Source organism: Roseivirga ehrenbergii (assembly GCF_001593005.1).
Classification (GTDB): Bacteria; Bacteroidota; Bacteroidia; order Cytophagales; family Cyclobacteriaceae; genus Roseivirga; species Roseivirga ehrenbergii.
Window position 1 is genome coordinate 389,036 of record NZ_LQZQ01000002.1, and the last position, 17,120, is coordinate 406,155.

The following is a 17,120-nucleotide window of genomic DNA, read 5'->3' on the forward strand; positions in this document are numbered from 1 at the left end:
AACCAATCCCTCTTAACTACACACCCGCCTACCATCTCCACAAATAGCTGGCTTTAAAAAAGAAGCCGCTGGCTTTTTGTAGGTATTGGTCATCGTTTACGTACTGGGCGCCATCCCAGCGGGTTTTTTCATATACGGAGCCCCAGCCAAGGTGAACTACAGTACCAGGAATGTAGGTAAAGGACACCAAGAAATTAGGGCTAAATACTTTAGAAAGGCTATTGTATTGGGCAATACCCCTAAAGAACAGGTACTTATTCATTTGGTAAACTACGCGTCCACGAGCAATGTGAATATCATAGTATTTTACATCCGTGTCTGAATTGTAAAGCGAGTTAAAAGTATGGGTGAACTGCGCGCTAAACTTGTCGGACAACTGAAGGGTAAGGTTGTTGCTAATGCGCTTGCCATACCCTTGGGCCAATTCTCTGTAGTAAGTTCCGTTGTCCCAGTCGTAGCTAGTTTTAAAGAAAATGCGTTTTGTAATCTGAGAACTCGCCTGTAGGCTAATGGTTCCGTCTTTAAATTCTTGGCCTAAGTAAATTTCCGAAGAATGGTCTGCAGAAACAGACAAACGTGTGTTTCGGGGCAGTGTAGCTGCCAATGAAAGGTAAAGCACATGCTCATTAAGTCCGCTGGGTTTGTCTTTGGTGAGGGAGGTATAAAGCTGTGGATCTATGCGCTTGATTAAACCATCTCCTTTTGGAAATATTTTTGGGTTTAAGCTTAGCGTAGCACGACTAATGCCTGTTCGGGTAATATAGCCTACCTCTGACCTAAAGTCTTCACCAATATCTAACAGACTAAAAGAACCATTGAAATTTCGGGTGTTTTTTGAAACACTAATGGAGCTAGAAATACTGTTAGCCAAAGGGCCGTCTTCCGTAAGTTTGGTTCTAGAATTCAAAAAATGACCTGTCACTTGGTTCGACTGATTGAAACGGTATTGGCCATCAAAACCTAATACATCATTCGAAGCCCCATTTCTTCTACGGGTTGTGCCAATTAAGCCTACATAGCTGTCTTGAGAAAGCGAGCGCATATAGCGCATTACACCAACATCGGCAGTTTCATCTTGGGCAAAATCTGGTAAATGTTCATCTGCTCTGTCTACTGCATATATGCTTGAAATAATGTTTTTATCGCCAATCTTACCCGTCAGTTTAGCGGCTCTTTTCGGAGATACAATTGATCTAGAATTGACCACTGAGCTTACAGGAGAGAAACCACCTGTTCCAGCAAAATTGAAGTTCTCATTTCCTTCCAAAAAGAAAGGTCTTCTTTCAGGATAGTTAACAGGAAAGCGCTGGTTTACTTCTACCTGTTGCGCATCAGATTCTACTTGGCTAAAATCTGGGTTGATGGTAGCATCAAAAACCAATTCGGGCGTAATACCAATTTTAGCCGTTAGGCTGGGTTCAAAATTATACTCCTTTTTGTATGCTCCGTTTATATGTTCCTTATTGATGGCGTAAGTAACAGCAGGCAATATCTCCACTAATTTGGGTTTCTTTACCCTATCATACTGTATCGGCATCATTTGGGTAAGAAAAGCAAAGCCCTGTTTTGGGTCGAGTGCCGGAAAAGTGCCCTGAATAGAAAAACGGCTAATCCTTCGTTCGAAAATTACACCCATTTCTACCTGGCCGTCCTTAACAGTATAGCGAATACTTTTAAAAGGAATTTTGGCTTCTACCACGTAGCCATCATCCACTATTTTAGCCGCGCTGTACCAAATCAAATCTAGACCAACATCCTCATTACCTGCGGCAAATCGCGTATCCATTTGAATACCATTTGGGTTTACGTACAAGCCGTAGAGTGATTGGGCACTGTTAAACGAGTCGAGGTTGATGCAAATCCAATCATCGGCCGAAATTTTATCGCGTGCTGCAATAGATGTTTTAATCAATTTGGGGTCGTCAAAACACTTAAAGGCGAAGTATAAGTTTTCATCGTCATGTGCCATATAAGCGATGGTTTGAAAAGGCATGTCCTTTCCAAAATCTGGCACAAAGGTTTTATAGCCAGTTACATTGGGGCTATTTTTCCAAATGTCTTCATTTAAAACCCCATCTATTTTTGGGGGTGTTTCTACATAGACCGACTTAACTTGAGCGTTTGCCTGAAATTTAAAAAGAACAACAAACGCAATGACCGAGTAAAAAAGAGTTTTCAACATAAAATATGGTTGCTTAAACAAAATTACTTCGATTCACTAAAAAAAGGTAACCACTTATATATTTTGAATTGGTTTACTTGATCTTCAGCGTTTTAAACCTCATTTCTTCTTCGTTCTCTTGATTTTTAGCGTAGATGTGAATTCCTTTTTCTGTGGAGAATATTTTCCCACTCATAAGGGATAGATCAATCCCTTGAAGTTCATCGCTCTCTGCTACTTTTTTAAAATTTTTGTCTAAAACCAAAACTTTATAAATTCGAAACTTAGCTTCAATAACTTCCTTTTGGTTCAACTGAGCATAGCTCAACGGTAAATTCACAAAGCGCCAATAAGTGTCCGTGAATTCATCATAAAAAAGAAAGGAGTAACTGTAATTGCCTAGCCATTTTTTTAAAGTCCCGTTACTACCACCATCATCTATTCTGTCTTCCTTGTAATAAAAATCATCAAAGTCATCAAAATCGGATGACTTTGCCATATGTACTTTTATCTCTCCTTCTATGGTTAACTCAAAAATCCGATGATCGAGCGGGTAGCTCACCAGCAAGGATTTGCTTTTTGAATTAGAAGTTGTGGCCAATATTGAAGGTCTGCCTCCACCAATATTATGGCTATAATTTTCAGGGTAATTGAGAAATGTATCCTTTGTCCCATTTTCCTTATTTACCCTCAATATGGTTTTACGGCTATGGTTCGTAAAATTGGTTTTTAAGGAAATACCTCCTGGAATAGGGATGTAGATGTAAGGGCCTTGAAAATATATACTACTGAGGGGTAGCGGCAGTAAACCATCATTAGAGCCTACTGCCTGGGATGATATATTGTAAGTTTTTATAACAAATCCGTTTGCGTCAATTTGATTGATCACTTGTTTGTAAAAGTCTAACGTGAATACACCCATTCCATTACTAAATACTCCAAAGGGCTTCGCGGTGCTCTTTGGCCCTTCTTTCACAATATTAATTGTACTAGCAACTGTTAGAGACTTTTGGTCAAAAAGCTTTAAGCTGGAATTTACGGGGTTGTAAAAAGCAAAATGATCTTTATACCGCACAGGGCCGAATGCCTCAAAGGAGGTTTCGTAATCCAAATTGAAAACAAAGTCGTCTCCGTAAACTACTTGTTTCTCTGTCTGAGCCTGAAGAGAGAAGGAAATGATACAGAAGCCCAGTGAAAAAAATCTAATCCTATTACTTATTCCTAAAAATTTCATAAACCAAAATAGCGATACTTTGGCTGAAAATGAAATGAGTGACTGCTGAACAACCAAATTTCCTCACAAAGTAGACCCTAAATGAGATGATATATTTGAGGAATAGATGTAAAAAAGGAAAGGTCGATTAACTCGCTTATTAACAAATAGTTATGACCTGTGTTGTTGTAAAGTTAGGGCAAATTTCTACAATTCCTGTCGCAAAGTTAGGGCAAATGAGTCTCTCTAATGACCAATGACTAATCAACCAATGACCAAATCATTCCCCATCAAACCAAGTCTTAAAAGCATTTACTTTTTCCCTACTTACGATAATCTCTCGGTCGAAATTTAGGTGAAGGATGATTTTCAGGCGACTGTTCGAATAAACCAGCACATCTTTAATTGCATTGATTTCGATGATATAGCTTCGGTTTACCCGGAAGAACTTTTTGGGGTCGAGCATTTCTTCCAGCGTTTCCAACTTGTAATCAATGATCAGGCGCTTGCCCTCTTCAGTAACGATATAAGCATTTCGCCCTTCGGCATAAAACAGGTGAATGGTATCGGTGGTTACGGAGCGAATGTGCTCTCCAATCTTCACCATAAAACGCGTTTTGTATTCGCGCTTGCTCAGCATTTGTAGGGCCGCTTGTAAATCAATGACCGATTCAGTTTCTACTTTTCCTTGTTCTGAAAGTCGGTTTTTAAGGTTTTTGAATTTATCCAAACTCTCCGAAATGGCATCGAAAGTAACAGGCTTGAGGAGGTAGTCTATGCCGTTGGCCTTAAAGGCTTCGATGGCGTATTCGTTATAAGCCGTGGTGAAAATCACGGGAATGTCAATTTTAACCGACTTGAAAATATCAAAGCTGAGGCCGTCTGTCAACTGAATGTCCATTAACAGCAGGTCTACATCATGATTTTCATCAAGCCAACTTACGGCTTGTTTTACGCTCATGGCCTGACCCAAGATTTCTATGTTTTCATCATAGCGCTTTAAATAGCGTTGAATCTTTTCGGCTGCCGGAATTTCATCTTCTATAATAAATACCTTCATAGTTCTTCTTTCAATTCGAGCAATGGCAGTTTTATAAAGGCGTCACCATAGGCCTTGATTTGGATTACGGGTTTGTCCGAAAAATAAGCAAAGGCCTGATGCAGGTTTTTATGCCTTTTCTTAATCATTGCATCCAAACTCAATTTATCATTTTCTTGGTATTGAAGTACTAGGTAACCTTCTTCATCAAAACTAATTCGAATATTTAAAGGTTGGTAGCCTGAAATGATGGTACTGTTGACCACACAATCGAGCAACATCGGCAATGAATTCGGCACCAATAATTTTCCTTTTTCCCCAGTCCAAGGCGCAATAGTTAAGCTGATTTGCTCAGGATACTTTTCTTTGAAAAGGAGGAATAGGTTTTTGGTGGCCTGAAGCTCATCTTCCACTTTTACCAATTCCTTTTTTCGGTTATCTAAAATGTAACGATAGACCAGCGACAGCCTGTCCACAAAATCTTCGGCAGCGTCTATATTGTGATGCACCAGCGAAATAAGCGTTTCCAGACTTTGGAAAAGTAGGCTCGGGTTGATTTCATTATTGAAGATTTCGAGCTGATGTTCGAGGTTTTGGCGCTTGAGGTCTTCGCGCTTTATTTCAGTTTCGTTTTTTACGGAAAGGAAATAAATGCTCAGGTAGAAAAGTGTGTAAAGCAGGCCGCTAATAGAGTAAATGGAAACAAGTTTTATCAAGTTCGATTTAAAAAGAACGAAATAGGAATTGCCTTCAATTTCAGAAAAGTAATAATACACGGCAGCGAAGATGATCGCTGCTGAAATCAGTAAAGAAGTAAAAAAGAGTAAAGTAATATTGCCCGTTCTCCTTAATTCATGCCCCACTTTTTTCTCGAAGAGCACAATGGTAAGCCGTAGCGATTCAGAAGTAAGAAAAGCCAGCACTACACAAAGCAGTAATTCTTGGGTGAGGACGGTGTCCGTGATTTGAGCAAGGCTGTTGTTGAGCAACAGAATCAGAAAATACATCATCAGCCCATAAATGGGCGGCACGGTAATGCGGAAAAGCGGCTGATCTAGTAGGTTCTTTTTCATGAATCTTTTAGAATCGGCAGTTTCACTTCAAAATAATCTTCGTCTTTTACCTCTACTTCGAGCACGGTAAAAAAGGCATATCGCTTTTTTATATTGTCGAGGCCCACTTTATGTGAGCTGGTTTTGGTAGGCGCTTCGGTTTTGTTGTTCAAAATAATGATGTGATGTTCATCATTTCTAATGTTGATCCTCAGCGGTTCGTCATCAGAAATTACATTGTGCTTTACCGCGTTTTCCACCAAAAGCTGAAGGCTCAAAGGGGGAATAGGGTAAGAGAGCGTAGCATCATCAATTTCAATTTTAAGATCCAGCGCATTTCCGTAGCGGATGCCCAACAAATAGTTAAAATCTCTCAGGGCTTCAATTTCTTCTTTTAGACTGACCAGCTTTACATTTTTGGTATTCAAAACATAGTTGAATGTTTCGGCCAGGTTGCGGATAAAGTTCTCTGCAATTTGAGGATCGCGATAAATGAGCGATGAAATGGTGTTCATGCTATTGAACAAATAATGCGGACTAAGCTGGCTTTTAAGGGCTTCAAACTGAAATTCAAGTTGTTTTCGTTCCGATTTTAACTTCCGGATTTGCCCCACAGAAAATTCGCTGTAGGAATAAGTATTGAATTCTACCAGTGTTACAATAAACAGCAGAATAAAGCTTAGGATAATCACTTTTACTTCAAGCTGACTTTCGGTGAGTGCTGCTTCAAACAAGTGAAAATCAATCATTCCTGAAACACCAGCCAACCAGTTTAAGGTTAAAAGAATAATGGCGAGGGCTAGAAAATCAAAGGCCAGTCCAGCGATAAATCGCTGCATTATGCTTTTGCGCCAAGGTAGTTTTTCGTTGAGCTTTAGGTTGATGCTGCTAATAACCCAGCCAGAGATAATACTGGTAACAATAGTAAATATATATAGCGGAGCCTCTTTATATACATTAGGTAATAAATCGTATTCGCTATAATAGAGGTATTCTAGAAATAGAATTCCTATGACGGTAAAAAGTACAAGCCGGATAAGCTTGGGCATATTTTAGAGTTGGTTGGATAGAAATTTAAGAAAAAGAGAGGGGCAAAATAACGGTCTATCGAAATATATTCAAAAGCCGCATTTGCACTTCCCTCTCTTTTGGACAGAAAATCTTAGTCAATACAGCGGGCTACTTTGCCATAATAGGTATCTGATTTAATGGTTTTAGCTACCGATCTGAACAAGTCTTTTACTTCTGCGTCAGCGCTACTTACTGAACTGCAAGCGCCTTTCAATACTTCGGATTTGTAGTAGTCTGAGCCGATGCTGGACACCGTTTTCAAGATGCTGATCATGTGCGTTTTTTTCAAATTTCTAGCCTTAAGTACATCTTGTAATATGTTTACTTTGTAGTAATCCGAATCAATGTTGGCTACTCTGCTCAACACCTTATCATAGTTTTCATCTGAAAGATCTTGCTCGCGCAATACGCTTTTCAATATTTGGGCAGCGTAATTGTCGGAGTCAACATCATTAACGGTTACCAATAAGTCATTGAAGTATTTTTTAGAAACCTGTTGGTTCTTCATTAAATCATTGATTATCAATGTTCGGTAATGATCAGAATCCATTCGCCCTACTCTTTTTATCACCGCTTCTACTACCCTGTCGGAAGGGTTGTTTTGTCTTAAAAGGCTACGCATGGTTTCGGTTACATAATGATCGGAATCAATGTTCGCCATAGCATCCATTAGGCTTTCAAAAGCTTCATCTGTTAGGTTTGGTCTGTCAAGGGCCTCTCGTAAAATCAAAGTAGAATAATGATCCGAATCAATGTCGGAAGTAGCTTTTACGATTCTATTTACTGCGCTACTCGAAAGCTCTTTTCTATCCATTACTCTTTTGATCACTTCAGTTTTGTAATGGTCAGAATCCATTCTTTCTGCAGCATCTAGTACTTTAGAAATCATGGCATCGCTCAAATCTTCTTTCAAAGCACGCATTAAAATAGTGCTTATATAGTGGTCAGAATCCATTCGACCAATGGCGCTTAAAAAAGCCTCTGTGGTTTCGTTGTTCTTTAAAAAGAGCGTGCTGTAATCCTTAAAAACTTCGGTGATATAATAGTCGGAACTTAAGTTAGCAGGTACATAAGCCGCAATTTTTACCAGTTCCTTGTTGTTCAGGTTTTGTTTGCCGAGCACCGCTTTAAGGTACATTTGGCTTACATGGTCACTTTTGATTTCGTTGGTTTCTTTTAAAACCGCATCAAGACCACCTTTGGCGTAAATTCTTTGGGTTCTGCTTTCGGCACCAATGCCTGTGGCGCGAATGGCTTCGAGCAGCACATCGGCTAACCATTTTTGGGCAGCGGCATCAAAATCGGCCTTTCTTCGGCCTTCGTAAAACTGATAGTCAATGGTTCCATCTGCATTTCCTTCGGCCAATAACTCTCTTCTTTCGCCAAAAGAGGTTTTTCTTATTTTGATATAACCGTCTCGGGAAATGGACTTGATGGCTTTATCATCATCCGTAAATGCGATGTCGCCTTCATATTCTATTTCAATACCATTGCTGCCTTGTTTGCTGCTATAGCGATAGGTGCCATTTTTTTGAGAAATGCTTGTTGAGTTGGAATTTGACCTAGAGGTTGAAATAGTAATCTGTCGGGCGGAAAGATCATTGGCCATGGAAAGCATTGCCCATAGGGCAACGACCATTCCCATAATTATACTTCGAGTTTTTGTGCTTTGGTTTTTCATAGTTTGTTTCGTTTTAGGCAGTTGCCGGCAGGTGACCAAACCTGCCTTTCAACTGTCTTTGTTGTTTTGAGTTCCCGATGACCTATCGGGCTTGACCTCTTGCCGATGCGCCAAATGGCTAATCGACCTTACAATGATGGGAAGATGCCGCGCAAGAAAAAACCGCAATGCAATGAACTGTAATTTGTCTGCACTGAACTGTTGAGAAGATGTAATGCTGTTTTGTAGTGGGTTTACTTCACACCAAAAACTCTGAATTGGATCTCGTCTTCGTTTTGTTGATCTTTTACGCGAAAATGAATGCCCTCATTGCTAGTAAATACATTAGGGCTTTCTGGCACCTTTAGGTCAATTTCATCGATAGGCAGTTCGAAGTAGCTTATCTCATCTGTTTCTGTGTTTACCACAATCAATGTTGCGCCAATTACATCGGGTATATCTCGTTCGAGCACTTCATTATAGAGGGGCTTGGTTCCATGTGAAAGTACACGATAGATGTATTTTCCATCTGGGGAAATACTATTGTCTCCGTAATATGGAGGATGAATAGGTTCCTGAACTTTTGAAACGCTTCCACTTGACCCAGAACGAATGTTTTTGATCTCTCTTAATTTCAAGAAAGTTTCGTAATCAGCGATGTTATAGTTGGGGTTACCTGCATAAATAGACTTTACCCGTTGGTTGTCCTTAAAAAGGAAAATACTATCAGAGATTGGTGTACTGGCAAATAGGAATTCGGAACTTCTTAAAAAATGGACTTTAATGGGGATGAATGTTTTATCCTTACGGTTCAGCATCTCCTTGATTTTTGGATAATCTGCAAAGACCTGATTGGCAGAAATATTCTTTGAAGCAATAGAGTCATTTTTCCAATCTATTACTGCTCTTAGGTATGTTTGCTCTTGATTTTTGCTCTGATTGGAGTTAGTCCACAGGGTATTGATTTTGCCATTTTCGTAATAACTAGCGCCATCGTAAGAAGCATTTCTCATTTCATTTTGAGAGAGCTTTAAACCTTCGACTGCATGTTTATCTATAACTTCTGCTTTATCATTGATTAGATATTGACCTATCAATGGAACTCTAATAAAGATGGAGTCTATAGCGTGGAAGAAAAATTGAAACGTAAAGAATTCTTGTATTCCATTTGGCCCAACTTTTTCCAATTGAATTCTACGAACTGGGGTAGATTGCTTATAATCATACATGTATATGGAGTATGCTTGTCTGTCAAAGAATGATAAGTAATCTACTCCTTCAATTGTATTGAATTTTAGATCAATGAGCCGCTCAAAATTGGTTTCGTCATCCAGAGCGAAAGTCTTGATTCCTTTATCAATAAGCTCAAGTGGCTTTCTTTCGGCTATTATGTTATCGGTTTTCTCACTTTTTTCAGTTCCTCCGCAAGAACTAAGTAGTAATACAGCCAAAAGTATTTTAATAGGATTATATCGCATTATAATTTCTCTATACAAAGATTAAATAAACGTAATATCCATGGAATTAACAAGGCTGGGTAATTCTTGGGCCTGAGTAACAAAAAAAGGCCGCACCTTTCGGCACAGCCCATTCCAATACACAATACAATTCGTTTAACGATAAGCAGGAGGCTTAATTCCTTTCATTCTTAAGTAACTTACCATTTGGCCTCGGTGGTGGGCATTATGGTCTAAGTATGAAATTACTAGAGCCGTAACTGCGTCATTTTGTTCACTCGCAAGAATCAATTTGTGCATGGCATCAAATTGCTCTCTAGCCCATTTGATCAGCTCTGCTTTGCTTTTAATATTTTCATCGCCAGGACTCCATTCGGCTTGCCCTCGGTTTTGGAAAGCCCTACGATAATAATCGATACTATAGGCAATGTGGTAGGCCTGTGCCCCAAATGTGCGTTGTTCATCATTGGGTTTGAAGCTGTAATCTGCCTCTGGCATAGCATTAAACACTTCAATAGTGAAGGCTTTGGTAATTTCTAGCCTTTGTTTGAGGTAATCATAACCGCCATCTGCTGGTTTTAAGTTGGCGCTGACAAGCCCAATGGCCAATACGGAGAGTACTAAGACCAACAGGGGAGTTTGTTTTAGCTTATTTTTCATAAGTGGTAGTATAAAGTAAATAGGGTATATACGTAAGTGATTACGTATTTGGTTGTCGATTATTCGATCTTTTTGAAAATTATCTGCGGTATATATTATTGTTTTTCCACCTTGAACGGATTAATTTCAATTAATTTGCCTTCAATATCAAGGGGAAAATCGCCCGAACTTTTTTTAAAGGATTACAATTATTACATTCATTCTTTTATACAGTATACTTAATGCTTTTCTATCAAATACAAGAAATCGAGTCTGAGATTACAAGTCAGTATTTATATGATGAAAATCAGAAGCGACCTTGGGTTATTGGCTTTAGTGGGGGAAAGGACTCTACTTTACTTTTACAACTTGTTTGGAATGTCTTAAAAAAGATCCCAAGTGAATTAAGAAGCAGAGAGGTTCATATCGTTTGTAATAATACGTTGGTAGAGAACCCAAGAATTTTATCTTTTATTGACCGGACATTAGATAGATTACAAAAGGCTGCTGCCGAGCAAAGTATGCCATTTTATGTTGTGCAAACAACACCTGAATTAAGCGATAGTTTTTGGGTAAATCTTGTGGGAAGAGGGTATCCAGCTCCGATTTCTAATTTTAGATGGTGTACAGATAGGTTAAAAATAAAGCCTACTACGAAATACATCCAAAGTATAATTGAAAAACAAGGAGAGGCTATAATATTGCTTGGAACTCGTTCAGATGAAAGTAGCTCGAGGGCGAAATCAATGAAGAAGCATGAAAAGTATGGACAGGCGCGCCTGAGAAAGCATGTGTTGCCAAATGCGTATGTTTTTGCTCCTATTAAAGATGTAACCACAAATGAAGTTTGGCAATACTTAATGCAAATGTCTCCTCCATGGGGAGGCTCACATAAAGAGCTGGTTACACTCTATAGAAATGCCAATTCTGATGATTGTCCATTGGTAATCGACAAAACTACTCCTTCATGTGGTAGTAGTCGTTTTGGCTGTTGGGTTTGTACAGTCGTTAAGAAGGACAAGTCAATGGAAGGCTTGATTGATAACGGTGAAGAATGGATGTTACCATTGGTAGAGATCAGAAATCTGATTGCAGACGAACGAAGTAATCCGGAGTGGAGAGAGGAGTTTAGGAAGAATGGGCAAGAAGGCCCAGGACCTTACAGGGAATGGGTTAGAGCGATGCTTTTGGAGAAGCTATTAGAAGCACAGTTTGAAATTCAACAGGAGCAACCCGAAATGGAGCTAATAAGACATCAAGAATTAGTGGCCATTCAATTGGCTTGGTACAGAGATAGCTTATTTAAATACAAAGTAGCTGAAATATACAACCGTGTCTATAAAAAAGAAATTGCTATGGGTGAACACGAACAAAAACTGAGAAAGGAAGAAGAACTGCTCAAAAAATCTTGTGGAAAAAACGAAAAGGATTTTGGCTTGATTCAAGAGTTACTAAAGCTTCAAAAAACCAAAACTCTCATGATTAAGAAAAGAGGACTGCAAGATGATATAACCTTGCATATTGAGAAATTCATAAAGGACAATAAATGATTTTCACAGAGGTAGAGTTCAATAATTTCCGGATTTATAAGGGCAATAACCCAATCTATTTAGCCCCATCCGCTGACAAAAACATCACTGTAGTTAGTGGAATGAACGGTTTTGGTAAAACTACTTTTTTAATGGGCTTGGTTTGGTGTCTCTATGGCAGACAAATGGATCAAGTGGATGATTTTTACAAGAAGGAAATCAAGAGTTATGGTGGTTATGATAAGTATATAGGTAACAGTTTAAATAGACTTGCTTTAAAAGAAGGACGTACTGTTTTTTCAGTTTCTATTGTTATCACGGATCTCAATATTCCTGAGATACCTTGTCAGGAAATAAAAATCACGAGAGCATACGATGTAGTTACAAGTGCCTCTGATAAGGTGCAAATACTTATTGATGGCCATGAAAGCGAACTCGTGAAAGGCCTTGGAGATACAAAGCTTACTGCTGAAGAAATCTTTATTCGTGATTTTATCATGCCGATGGAGATTGCCAAGTTCTTTTTCTTTGATGCGGAAAAAATCATTACCCTAGCTGAGGTTGCTGATAAGCAACAGCGAGTAAGTCTAAATAGAGCTTATTCTGAGGTTTTAGGGATAAAGAAGTACGAAGACCTCAAAGCTGAATTAGAGGAGGTTCTTTTAAGAATCCGCCAAGATTCAGCTAGTGCCAATGAAAGAATGGAACTAGAAAAACTTCAAGCTGAGTATAATCAGATTAACATTGAAGTTGAAGTCAAAACAGAACAAATAGATAACAATACAAGTGACATTGAAAAATTGGAATTTGAGGCTACTCAAATTCAAGAAAAATTGATTCGAGAAGGGAATCAAATGACTGCTCAGCAGCTTGAGGAACTTAGAGGAAAAGCGGCTACCCTTGAGTCCAAATTGAAAATTTTACAAGACGAACTAAAGTCCTCTTATGATGTAATACCATTTGCAATTGCTGGAGATAAATTATTGAGCGTACTAAATCAACTGGATATTGAGTCTGAACTCAAAAATGCGCAGTTAAGTGAGGAACAAGTAAAGGATTCAACCGACAAAATAATCAATGATTTAATTGCTCAGCCGAAACCTAAGGATGTAGTAATTGACTATAGAGTTGAGGACTTCTACAAAACTACTATCAAGAGTCTTATTAGAAAACACTTCTTTTCTGGCGTACCAACAGTTGATCCTGAATTTCAATTTATTCATGACTATTCGGATACTGAGAAAAATGAACTAGGGGCTTTAGTGAACAGCCTCAAACTCTCATTTAAAGAGTCATTTCGTAGAATAAATGGTGACTACAATTATAGTAAAAACGAACTTTCTACAATTAGGAGGCAACTAAAGTTGGCCGAGTCTAATGCAGAAGACCCCGTTATTTCAGCACTTAGAACAAAGAAAAAGAAGATTGATAATGATATAGAATCTCTAACTGCAAAAGTTAACTCGTTACACCAAGAAATTGGTGCGGCAAATAACAATAAAGGTCAATTAAAAAGGAGGATAGACAATATCTCTCAAAAGATTGAAGTGTCTAAGTCTTTGAAAGCAAAAGATGAAACTACAAAACGATTAATTGGAGAGCTTCAGACTTTTATTGAGGAGTTTAAAAAGCAGAAAAAAGAGTCTCTAGAAAGAGAAATTCTTTCTGGATTGAATAGCCTGATGCATAAAAAGAGCTTTATCAAGAAAGTGGATGTAGATATTATCGGAGATGAGATAGATATTCAATTGAGAAATGAACGCAATGAAGTCATAAGAAAGGAAGGTCTTTCGAACGGAGAAAAACAAATGTATGCTTCGGCTTTGCTTAAAGGCCTTGTAGAGGAATCGAATATTGAATTCCCTGTTTTTATTGATAGTCCAATGCAGAAGTTTGATGTTAAGCATGCGGAGAACATTGTGCGCTATTTTTATCCAAGTATTAGTGATCAAGTTGTGATTTTCCCACTGGTTAAAAAGGAGATGACTCAAGATGAATATGATATTATCCTACCAAGAGTATCCAATGTCTATTTGATCCATAACTTAGGGAATGACCATTCTGAATTTAAAGAAGTGAAAAATCCAGAAGACCTTTTTCAGGCTTTCGAAGAAATAAGTGCAGATGCAGTTTAATATTAAAACATCAGAGGAGAATAGGCAGGTAGTTACCAGCCTTAGCAATAAGCTTAGTTTGGCATCTGAGAATGTGATTTCCAGAATTGCTTTCAGTTACTCTATTGCCCAAAACATAACACTCAATTTAGATAAGGACTTTACGGATAGCAAGGGTAAAGAATATAAGGATGACGTTTTGTTTGGGAGATATAAGGACTTCTACGTTGCGTTGACATGTCAGCATTATAATCTACACAAATCCGACCCTAACATAGGCAAATACATAAAAATGCACATCGATGATGGTTTGCAACGCATCAATACCATTTTTGAAGAAAACCCTCATTTTACGGCTTTTGATTTTCTTTCAGCCGAGCTTGAAAAAGGTATAGAGGCCTTAGAATCTTCTGATGTTTCTTTTGAGCCGATTATCTATGGTGAGGGTAGCAAACACCTGAAAGTAAAGGATAAGGCTGCCTATCAAGACTTAATCGAAATCATTGTAGGGCAAACGCTAGATGAGGCCGAACCCATCAAGTTTAAAATCAATGATGTCAACATCCACAACAATCAACATATTGCTGTAGCAGGTGCTTCTGGAACAGGCAAAACCCAGTTTGCTCTTGAGTTTTTAAGACAAATGAACGAAGCCTCTAAAGGTCTTGTCAATTTTGTTTATCTGGATTTCAAAGGCTTAAAAGGAGATGATTTAAATTATCTCAAACCATTTTTTGACAGTACAAACACCACCTACATTGACTGTCCGCAAAAGCCGTTTCCTTTAAATCCATTGTCATTTATAGATAAAGACAATGATACCAACAAGAAGATGGGGGTTGGAAAGTTTGTGGATATCATTTCAAGCTTTGCCAACATTGGCAAGAACAAAGAACAGTCTTTAAGAGAGGCCACCTTAGCGGCTTTCGACAGCCATGTGAAAGATGGCAAATACCCTAGCATGAAGGAAATCTTTGATTTTGCTATGGAGATTGAGGGGGATAAGCAAAGCACCCTTCGTAACATACTTTTTACCTTAAGTGATTATACTATTTTTGAAACCGAGGTAGATCCCTTAAATACATTTTTAGATAAAAACTATTACTTCTCTCTTTCCGGAGACTTACCCTCTGAAATACGTTTTACCGCTACATTCCTGATCATCAATTATATATACAACACCTTTATGAACATGGCCAACACGCCTGTTGAAGATGGGAAAGTGGGTATGCGATATGTTTTTTTAATTGATGAGGCACACAATGTTTTCAACAACAAAAAGGCACAAGGTTTACTAGACAAAATCCTTAGAGAAATACGCTCAAAAGGAGTTTCTGTTTTTCTACTTTCTCAAGGTATTGAAGAGTTTAACCAACCCGATATTGACTTCTCAAGCAACTGTGAAACAGCCTTCTTGTTAGATATTAAGGATAAAAGTAATGTTCGCTTGATGAGTAAGTTTTTAGGGGTTGGTGAGAAAGAGCATAATGCTTTGATTAAAAACATGGGTAAGATTCAAAAGGGGGAGTCTCTGTCCAATTTAGCTGAATACAAGAGTCTCAGCAACTTTAAGCTGTCACAATTCTCCGGTCGTGGATAAATTCATAAAAAACATCGATGCAACTCCAGAAAAAAGGTCATTTTTCTCAATAGTAAATGATTACGATTTAAAGTTATCAATATGTGAATTGATAGATAATTCAATCGATCACTGGGATAAAAGTAATTCTTCAAGTTTACTTTGTATCAATATAGAGTTAGATAAACGTCAGCAGACTATTCTATTTACAGATAATGCTGGAGGTGTCACCGCTGAAGGAATGCGGCTATTAGTTTGTCCTGGAGCATCAAGTAATTCTGATCTTGATAATTCGATAGGCATTTTTGGAGTGGGTTCCAAAAGGGCAATAGTAGCATTGTCAGAGAATACAAAAATACTCTCCCATCATATTGATTCACCCGATACTCATTTGGTTGAGATAACTACCGATTGGCTCCAAGAAGATTCTTGGAATCTACCTTTAAGAAAGACTCGTTCGATTTTAGCGGGGAATACGGAACTTTACTTGAGTACTCTTAGAAAGGAGATAGAAGAAAACTCTGAAAGTATTTTAAGAGGTCATCTTGGTCAAGTTTATTCTAAATATCTAACCGAACGACATGTAAGTATTGTTTTGAATAATACTGAAATAAGCCCTTTAGCATTTGATACTGATTGGGCCTACCCAGACAGTAATCCCCCGCAAAGTTTTAATATGCATTTTTTGGTAGAGGAGAATCGGAGCGTGAAAGCTAGAATAACAGGAGGCCTATTGAAAGAAGGATGCGCTGGTGATGGACGACATGGAGTATATTTATATTGCAATAAGCGATTAATAGTAAAGGCGGAAAGAAGTCCAGAAGTAGGGTATGTGAAAAGCAACGCTGGTTCTTCCGATCACTTAAACAGTATGCGCGTGATAGTAGAGCTTGAAGGGCCAGCTAAATATATGCCATGGGATAGTAGTAAAAGTCGCTTTAATTATCATAATGAGAGCTTCAAGTTAATTCAAAAAAAGATCATTGAATTGACAACATATTGGGTGAAGGTATCAAGGAGTTTTGAAAGGAGTGAAGGAGGCTGGAAGGACAATGTGTTTCCTTATAAAAATGGAGAGTTAGTAACGAGCACTATAGATGTAGGCAGAGTGTCAATTAACAAATATTTAATGCCTATAATCACCTCTAAAAAGAAGTTTTCGGATACTCTTAAATCGCTCAACAAAGAAGTTGTTGAAAAAAAGAAATATACCCGTGGCCTGTATGAAACAATAATTACATACAAGGCTATACAAAAACTAGATATTTCTCAAAAAAACAGAGTACTCTTGATAATCCTTGATAGTTCGCTTGAAATAGGCTTTAAAGAGTTTTTGGTTTATGAGGCTCCTGATGCCTACAGCGAGGATCGTTTAAAAAATATTTTTAAAGATCGGAATCAAGTACACTTAGAAATTCAAAAGCATACAAACTTCGATCAGGATTTATGGAATAGTATACGTTGGTACTATAATCATCGCTGTGATTTAATTCATAAAAAGGCTTCAACCACACTAAATGATGACGAAGTAGATGATTTCAGGAAAATCGTTGAGCATGTATTTAACGAGTTGTTTGGCCTCAAATTTAGTTAATAACAGCTCACT

At 38.1% G+C, this 17,120-nt stretch carries 12 protein-coding genes; 4 read left to right on the plus strand and 8 right to left on the minus strand.

Annotated features, from left to right (window positions below):
• Positions 1-28: 28 nt before the first annotated feature.
• The 8 genes from MB14_RS03620 to MB14_RS03655 form a co-directional block, all read right to left on the minus strand.
• Complete coding sequence (locus tag MB14_RS03620; RefSeq protein ID WP_062588806.1) at positions 29-2,182, minus strand: carbohydrate binding family 9 domain-containing protein; 2,154 nt, start codon at positions 2,180-2,182, stop codon at positions 29-31.
• Positions 2,183-2,255: 73 nt separating this feature from the next.
• Positions 2,256-3,395, minus strand: a complete 1,140-nt coding sequence (locus MB14_RS03625) for a DUF4221 family protein (protein WP_062588811.1) — start codon at positions 3,393-3,395, stop codon at positions 2,256-2,258.
• A gap of 259 nt (positions 3,396-3,654) precedes the next feature.
• On the minus strand, positions 3,655-4,434 hold the full coding sequence (locus MB14_RS03630; RefSeq protein WP_062588814.1) for a LytR/AlgR family response regulator transcription factor: 780 nt from the start codon (positions 4,432-4,434) through the stop codon (positions 3,655-3,657).
• Entirely contained in the window at positions 4,431-5,486 is a 1,056-nt protein-coding gene (locus tag MB14_RS03635; RefSeq protein WP_062588816.1) for a histidine kinase, read from the minus strand. Before MB14_RS03635 ends, MB14_RS03630 begins: the two co-directional genes overlap by 4 nt.
• On the minus strand, positions 5,483-6,514 hold the full coding sequence (locus MB14_RS03640) for a sensor histidine kinase (protein WP_062588818.1): 1,032 nt from the start codon (positions 6,512-6,514) through the stop codon (positions 5,483-5,485). Before MB14_RS03640 ends, MB14_RS03635 begins: the two co-directional genes overlap by 4 nt.
• Positions 6,515-6,627: 113 nt before the next feature.
• Positions 6,628-8,217 carry a hypothetical protein gene (locus MB14_RS03645; protein ID WP_062588820.1) on the minus strand — a complete coding sequence of 530 codons (1,590 nt, stop codon included), beginning with the start codon at positions 8,215-8,217 and terminating at the stop codon, positions 6,628-6,630.
• Between the two features lie 233 nt (positions 8,218-8,450).
• Entirely contained in the window at positions 8,451-9,674 is a 1,224-nt protein-coding gene (locus MB14_RS03650) for a DUF4221 family protein (RefSeq protein WP_062588822.1), read from the minus strand.
• Positions 9,675-9,809: 135 nt separating this feature from the next.
• Positions 9,810-10,313, minus strand: a complete 504-nt coding sequence (locus MB14_RS03655) for a DinB family protein (RefSeq protein WP_062588824.1) — start codon at positions 10,311-10,313, stop codon at positions 9,810-9,812.
• 221 nt (positions 10,314-10,534) lie between these two features.
• On the opposite strand from MB14_RS03655, the gene dndC reads away from it, so the two are divergent.
• The 4 genes from dndC to MB14_RS03675 are packed head-to-tail and all read left to right on the plus strand — an operon-like array spanning position 10,535 to position 17,108.
• Positions 10,535-11,842 (plus strand): DNA phosphorothioation system sulfurtransferase DndC, encoded by a 1,308-nt coding sequence (gene dndC / locus MB14_RS03660; RefSeq protein ID WP_062588827.1) that lies wholly within the window; start codon positions 10,535-10,537, stop codon positions 11,840-11,842.
• Positions 11,839-13,956, plus strand: coding sequence for a DNA sulfur modification protein DndD (dndD, locus tag MB14_RS03665; RefSeq protein WP_062588829.1), 2,118 nt, complete (start codon positions 11,839-11,841; stop codon positions 13,954-13,956). The genes dndC and dndD overlap by 4 nt, the downstream gene beginning before the upstream one ends.
• On the plus strand, positions 13,946-15,535 hold the full coding sequence (locus MB14_RS03670; protein ID WP_062588831.1) for a DndE family protein: 1,590 nt from the start codon (positions 13,946-13,948) through the stop codon (positions 15,533-15,535). Before dndD ends, MB14_RS03670 begins: the two co-directional genes overlap by 11 nt.
• Positions 15,528-17,108, plus strand: coding sequence for an ATP-binding protein (locus MB14_RS03675; protein ID WP_062588832.1), 1,581 nt, complete (start codon positions 15,528-15,530; stop codon positions 17,106-17,108). Before MB14_RS03670 ends, MB14_RS03675 begins: the two co-directional genes overlap by 8 nt.
• Positions 17,109-17,120 lie beyond the last annotated feature (12 nt).

Excerpts from the sequence above, each read along its gene's own strand:
- MB14_RS03620 (WP_062588806.1), bottom strand. The coding sequence starts at position 2,182 with ATGTTGAAAACTCTTTTTTACTCGGTCATTGCGTTTGTTGTTCTTTTT.
- MB14_RS03625 (WP_062588811.1), bottom strand. The coding sequence starts at position 3,395 with ATGAAATTTTTAGGAATAAGTAATAGGATTAGATTTTTTTCACTGGGC.
- MB14_RS03630 (WP_062588814.1), bottom strand. The coding sequence starts at position 4,434 with ATGAAGGTATTTATTATAGAAGATGAAATTCCGGCAGCCGAAAAGATT.
- MB14_RS03635 (WP_062588816.1), bottom strand. The coding sequence starts at position 5,486 with ATGAAAAAGAACCTACTAGATCAGCCGCTTTTCCGCATTACCGTGCCG.
- MB14_RS03640 (WP_062588818.1), bottom strand. The coding sequence starts at position 6,514 with ATGCCCAAGCTTATCCGGCTTGTACTTTTTACCGTCATAGGAATTCTA.
- MB14_RS03645 (WP_062588820.1), bottom strand. The coding sequence starts at position 8,217 with ATGAAAAACCAAAGCACAAAAACTCGAAGTATAATTATGGGAATGGTC.
- MB14_RS03650 (WP_062588822.1), bottom strand. The coding sequence starts at position 9,674 with ATGCGATATAATCCTATTAAAATACTTTTGGCTGTATTACTACTTAGT.
- MB14_RS03655 (WP_062588824.1), bottom strand. The coding sequence starts at position 10,313 with ATGAAAAATAAGCTAAAACAAACTCCCCTGTTGGTCTTAGTACTCTCC.
- dndC (WP_062588827.1), top strand. The coding sequence starts at position 10,535 with ATGCTTTTCTATCAAATACAAGAAATCGAGTCTGAGATTACAAGTCAG.
- dndD (WP_062588829.1), top strand. The coding sequence starts at position 11,839 with ATGATTTTCACAGAGGTAGAGTTCAATAATTTCCGGATTTATAAGGGC.
- MB14_RS03670 (WP_062588831.1), top strand. The coding sequence starts at position 13,946 with ATGCAGTTTAATATTAAAACATCAGAGGAGAATAGGCAGGTAGTTACC.